This window comes from Acidisoma sp. C75 (assembly GCF_054665095.1).
In genome coordinates, this window is record NZ_BAAFHD010000022.1 from 1 (window position 1) to 6,219 (window position 6,219).

3 protein-coding genes are annotated in these 6,219 nt (G+C 62.5%); 1 reads left to right on the top strand and 2 read right to left on the bottom strand.

Going from position 1 to position 6,219, the window contains the following annotated elements:
• Positions 1-365: 365 nt before the first annotated feature.
• Positions 366-1,559 carry a glycosyltransferase family 25 protein gene (locus ACYQ7X_RS17245; RefSeq protein WP_459698315.1) on the bottom strand — a complete coding sequence of 398 codons (1,194 nt, stop codon included), beginning with the start codon at positions 1,557-1,559 and terminating at the stop codon, positions 366-368.
• 350 nt (positions 1,560-1,909) lie between these two features.
• Positions 1,910-2,806, bottom strand: coding sequence for a WcbI family polysaccharide biosynthesis putative acetyltransferase (locus ACYQ7X_RS17250; protein ID WP_459698316.1), 897 nt, complete (start codon positions 2,804-2,806; stop codon positions 1,910-1,912).
• A gap of 239 nt (positions 2,807-3,045) precedes the next feature.
• On the opposite strand from ACYQ7X_RS17250, the gene ACYQ7X_RS17255 reads away from it, so the two are divergent.
• The coding region (locus ACYQ7X_RS17255) for a hydantoinase B/oxoprolinase family protein (RefSeq protein WP_459698317.1) at positions 3,046-6,219 on the top strand (3,174 nt) is incomplete at its 3' end.

Sequence of the window (6,219 nt, forward strand, 5' to 3'; positions counted from 1 at the left end):
CCGTCCTTAATGCCGTTCTTACGAGCGGCGTTAAGATCACCAGCCGGATTCAACATTACAAGGCGGCACTCACCGGGCGGATACAGATCACCAGCCGGATTCAACATTACAAGGCGGCACTCACCGGGTGGATACCTCCGTGACGACCGCCAGCTTCTGCTCAGTGCTGAAGCGCCTCCGTCGGGCAACACCCGTGATCACCTCAACGCGGGAAAACGTGTCGGACATAGGCATAGCCTCAGGTCTATCCCTGGGTCCTCCGGTCAGCGCCGGTGTTCGGTCGAAACGGGGAGCGGTTCAGAGGGCTAAATGCAGCACTCGGCCGGGAAAAATCTCAAAGCCAAGCAGATGCGACCATGACCGCTTTATGCGTCATTGTTTTCGTTCCTGATGCTATACAGCGGCGCAGTCTTAACGATGTGGGGGAAGAGGCTGTAAGCCGTGATCGCCGGAGCCTCGATACCCTCGACATTTCCTAGAACCGCAGCGGTAGTTGAGTCTGGAGGTAAGAACCGATAGTTCTCGCGATCTACGCAATGCCTCACCAACCACCAATCCACATCCCCGCGCGATAGTCCTTGTTTGAAAAGCTCCAAGAGCCGCTTAGCACCCTTACGGGAAACAAAGTAGCCGTCGGCGCCAGGGGCCGAATGGTCAAGTGGCCAAGTAGCAAGAGATTCAAGGACGTCTTTCGCCACGAACCCCTTGGCCTCGTAAAAGTCGCGGCTTGAACCCTTAAAACATGCGCGTTCGTTCGCGAAGCACACATCAAAGTTCGCCGGGAGGGAGAGACTTCGGAAACTTGATGGCAGAACGCCAATCGGCAATGCGTCATCCTCCATGATGAGGCACACTTCGTGATCGCTTTCGAGAGCCGCCTCCCAAGCATTAACATGCGCAAGCAGGCAACCGAGCGTTCCGCGTTCATGCGGTTCATGCGCATGCGCGATTTCGTCAAGCAATGCATAAGGCAAGTGCTTACCCCACACCCCTTGGACATGCTGCGGTTCAATGCCCATCTCGTTCAGATTTGCTCGCAAGCGACAAAAATGCGGAGATGCAGTATCAAGGCTGATAACAAGAACGCCATAATCTGTGCGAGGGTAGTCAAAGCCGAACGAACCGAATAAATTCCAGCACATCGACGCGAAAGCATGTTTGTGAATCAGATCGCGACTCTCTGGATTAGCGTCAAGCGCCACCGCGAATGACTTCATCGCAATGTCAAAATCACGTTGATCCATTGCGATGTCGCCAAGCAGGTCTCGTATTCGGGGCGCTTCGGAAGGAAAGCGATCCAGCAATCGGTAAGCACGGCGTTCTGCCATCGCATGATGCCCATTCAAGTAGGCGGAGAGAGCCCAGTGATACGCCGGCCACAATTCATCGGGGAACAACTGCACGACGTAGGTGTAAATCGCATCAGCGTCTTCGAGAGCGCCCTGAGCGTGGAGATCCTGCGCAAAATCGAACGCACCACCCCAGTTTGTCGAATGGCGTTCGCGCACCGTACGTCGAAGGCTATTTAAGTACGTTAGCTTCCTCGAGTCAGCACTCATGGCAAACACGCTTCGCTGTTAAAGACAATGATTTTTATCTTTATTTTATGAATGTGTCAAAACCACTGCCTTACTTCAAGAAGCCAGATCAGTGACTTTGGATCCGTTCCCATCCAAACTGCGCCGGTTTCCCGGAAGGCGTAACTTTGTCTCCGCGCGAAGCTTCTTCCACGCGCCACCCTCATAAGCCGAACTCCCCGCCGATAAGCGTGTCGCAAGCTGAAGCGGCTTCCCGCGCCGTGGCTAAGAAGCATCCAAATCAACCCGGACCTTAAGCTTCCCCAATTCGCGTAAATCGCGAAAGCCTCCTGCAGGAGTGCTGGTGTCAGTTCCTCCCCATCACTCCTCCATCAGCCAAGCGTCTCCATATAGCCTGAGAAGAATGGCCATTTGGTGAGTTCGGCGTGAAGAGCGTTGCGGTCCGCCGTCGCGTAGCCTGCGTAGGAACCGCGGACAAAACTTTCCAGATCATCAGATCTGGCGCTACCAGCTTGCGCATGAATGAAGCTCTGCGGCACGCGATACGCAAGGCCGTGCCGCTCGGCAATCTCGTTGTAGATAGGCCATATGTAATTAGTGGAGAGATGATTCTGCACGAAGCTCGGCGGAAATTTGACGTAAGGAATTCCCGCTCGGGCGGCCAAGGCATCTGCTAGTTCGACAAAAACCTCGCCGCTCGGATGATTGATCGTGTAGAGACAGGGGCCGCGCCGCACCATGTCGAGAAACTGCTGGCCGAACTTGATGTCGCAAACATTATCCCGTGCGAGCAGTTCGTTTGCGGAGGCCTCATAGGCATCGAAGTAGCCGATCAACTCGTAGGTCTTGCCATTGAAGAGCGCGAGGCAGTCCTCCTCGCTTCGGCCCGTCACGAAGGCAAACAGCGCCAACTTGCTGTGGTAATCGCCGAAGTAGCCGACATTACGATCACCCATCCGGCCAAGATAGGTGATATCCGGATGCAGTCCGGAGAAATACAGGTTGGAGAAGATGTGCAGCCTGTTGCCGAGCCTTCCGCGCAGCGCCGCCGTCTCCAAACTTCCGAAGTTCGCAGACAGATGAAACGAGAAGACCGGATCGTCGCTTTCATCTGCAAACAGCCGCTCAACCTTTGTGGTCATGTGCTCATGCTCGACGAAAACCAAGTCAATAAAATCCGCGCGCAGGCCTTGATCCCGCCTGGCACCCAGCATGAGCGTCTCCGCCAGCGGTAAACAGTGGCAGTTCGCAATGACGTTGACAAACATAGCCTTAACCACTCCTCTTATGCGCAATCTCGATACACTAACCCGGCTAGTAAAGAAAGATTTAGGCAGCATCCTTCGCTGGCCGATGCCTCAGGATAGCCGCAACTGCGGCCGCGCTTTCGCGTCTTCGCGAACCTTCAGCCCCCTTGCTGGCCCGCCGCTTTTCCCTTCCCATCCCCGAGCCCTTCCGCTTTAATCATTTGCATACAAACGATCCGGGGTAGCTGATGGCGCGGCGGGTGGCTGGTATCGATGTCGGCGGAACCTTCACCGATGTGCTCTTCTACGAAGAGGGCGCCGCCGGCGGCCAGGTTCGCTTCGCCAAGGTGCCCTCCACTTCCGCGAACCAGGCCGAGGGCGTGCTCGCCGGCATCGCCGCCGCCGGCGCCTCGCCCGCCGATCTCGATCTTCTCATCCACGGCACCACCGTCACCACCAATGCCGTGCTCGAACGCAAGGTCGCCCGCGTCGGCCTCATCACCACCCAGGGCTTTCGCGATACGCTGGAAATCGGCCGCCGCACCCGGCCGCAGCCCTATGGCCTCTTCGGCGTCTTCGAGCCGCTGATCCCGCGCGATCTCAGGATCGAGGTGGCGGAGCGGATGGGCGCCCGCGGCGAGGTTCTCACCCCGCTCGATACGGCCGCGGTGCGGGAAGCGGCGGCCCGCCTGCTCGCCGCCGGCTGCGAGGCGCTCGTCATCCATTTCCTGCATTCCTACGCCAATCCGGCGCATGAGCAGGCGGCCGGGCGGATCGCGGCGGAACTCTGGCCCAATGCCTATATCACCCTCGGCCATGCCCTGCTTTCCGAGTATCGGGAGTATGAGCGGGGCACCACCGCCTCGGTCAACGCCGCGGTGCAGCCGGTGCTGGATCGCTATCTCGACCGTCTCGGCGCCGGGCTCAAGGCCCAGGGCTTCCGCCACGATCTGCTGGTGATGAACGGCAATGGCGGCACCATCGCGGCACCGCTCGCGGCGCGCGAGGCCGCCAAAACCGTCATGTCCGGCCCGGCTTCCGGGGTCATCGCGGCGGCCGTCACCCTCGCGCAATCCGGCATCGGCGATGCCGTCACCTACGATATGGGCGGCACCTCCAGCGATGTCGCCCTCATCAGCGGCGGCCTGCCCGAGGTTTCGGCCGAGCTCACCATCGAATACGGCCTGCCGGTGCATGTGCCGATGGTCGATGTGCGCACGATCGGCGCGGGCGGCGGCTCCATCGCCTGGCTGGACGATGCCGGCATGCTGCGGGTGGGGCCGGAGAGTGCGGGCTCTACGCCCGGGCCCATCTGCTACGGGCGCGGTGGCACGCGGCCCACCGTCACGGATGCCAATCTCATCCTCGGCCGGCTCGATCCCGCCAAGCTCGCGATCGGCGGCGCGGCGGCGGTGCCGATCGCCCGCGTGCGGGAGATTTTCGAGGCGACACTCGCCCGCCCGCTCGGCCTCAGCGTCGAGGAAGCGGCGGCTGCCGTCATCGCGCTCGGCAATGTCCATATGGCCGGCGCCATCCGCATGGTCTCGCTCTCGCGCGGGCGGGATCCGCGCGATCTCACCCTCTTCGCCTTCGGCGGCGCCGGGCCGCTGCATGCGGTGGCGCTCGCCGCCGATCTCGGCATCCCGACGGTGCTGATCCCCGCCCGCCCGGGCCTCACCAACGCGCTCGGCTGCCTCGTCGCCGATCTGCGGCAGGATTTCGTCAATACCCTCAACCAGCCGCTCGATACGGTGGATATGGCCAGCGTGCATCGCATCCTCGCCAAGCAGGTGGCGCGCGGCACGGCGATCAACGCGGCCCAGCAGGGGGAGATCGTGCGGAGCGAAATCCGCCAGGCGGCGGATATGCAGTTCGCCGGGCAGACGCATCTCATCCGCGTCGATCTGCCGCATGGCGCGGTCACCCGGGAAGAGCTGCAGCACCTGTTCGAGGAAGCCTATTTCGCGCGGTTTCAGATCCGCATGCCGGAAATCCGCGCCCGCCTCGTCAATCTCCATACCGCCGTCATCGGCAAGCGGCAGGAATTCCCGGTTGCCCGCCTGCTCGATCCGGCGCAGCGCGCGGCCGAGGTGGCCGGTGCCGGGCGCGGCCGCCGGCCGGTTTTCACGGGCGGCGCCTGGGTCGATTGCCCGGTCTATGCGCGGGAAGCGCTGCCGCTCGGCGGCAGCCTCACCGGGCCCGCCATCCTCGAACAGCCGGATAGCACGATCTTCCTGGAACCGGGTGCGGCGCTGCAGGTCGATGCCATCGGCAATCTGCGCATCACGACCGAGGGCATGCGGCCGGCAGCCCTCTTGCGGGCGGAGGGCGAGCGCGATCCGCTGACCCTCGCGGTGATCGAGGCCGGCCTCACCCAGGTCTGCAACGAGATGGATCTCGCCTTCTCGCGTGCCGCCTTCTCCCCCGTCATCGCCGAAGCGGATGACCGGTCGGACGGGATCTACGATGCCGAAACCGGCGCGCTCATCGCGCAAGGGGAGCTGGGGCTGCCGGTCTTCGTCGGCGTCATGCAGTATTCCACCGGCGAGATCATCCGCCTCATCCGCGAAGGGCGCGTGGCGGCGCCGCAGCCGGGCGACATCTACATCGTCAACGATCCCTATCTTGGCGGCACGCATCTGATGGATGTGCGCTTCGCCATGCCCTATTTCCACGAGGGCCGGCTGCTCTGCTGGCTGCAGAACACCGGCCACTGGCCGGATACCGGCGGCATGACACCGGGGGGCTTCTCCGCCCATGCGACGGAGGTGGAGCAGGAGGGCCTGCGCCTGCCGCCCGTCAAGCTCTTCAAGCGCGGCGTGATGGACGAGGAGATTCTCGCCATCATCCAGTCCAATATCCGGGTCGCGGACCAGCGCATCGGCGATATCAAGGCGCAGGTCTCGGCGCTCAAGGTGGGGGAGCGGCGGCTCGCCGCACTCATCGCCCGCCATGGGGTCGAGACGGTGGCGGCGGTGATCGCCGAGATGCGCGGCCGCGCCGCCCGGCTGATGCGTGCCAAGATCGCGGCGATCCCGGATGGCTCCTATGAGAGCGAGGCTTTCGTCGATTCCGACGGCATCGTCGATGAGCCGCTGCGCATCGCGCTCAGCATGCGCAAGGAGGGCGAGCGCATCACCTTCGATTTCGCGCGATCGAGCCCGCCTTGCCGCGGGCCGATGAACTCGGTCTTCGCGACGACGCTCTCCTCCGTCTATCTCGCCATGCGCCATGTCTTTCCCGATGTGCCGCTCAATGCCGGGGCCTTCGCGCCGCTCATCGTCCCCCGGCCGGAAGGCACCTTCCTCGATGCCCGCTATCCGCGCCCGGTCTCGGGCTGTGCTGCGGAAGTCTCGCAGCGTATCGCGGAGGCGGTGTTCCTCGCCCTGGTGCAGGCGATCCCCGCGAAGGTAACGGCGGCACCCGCCGGCTCC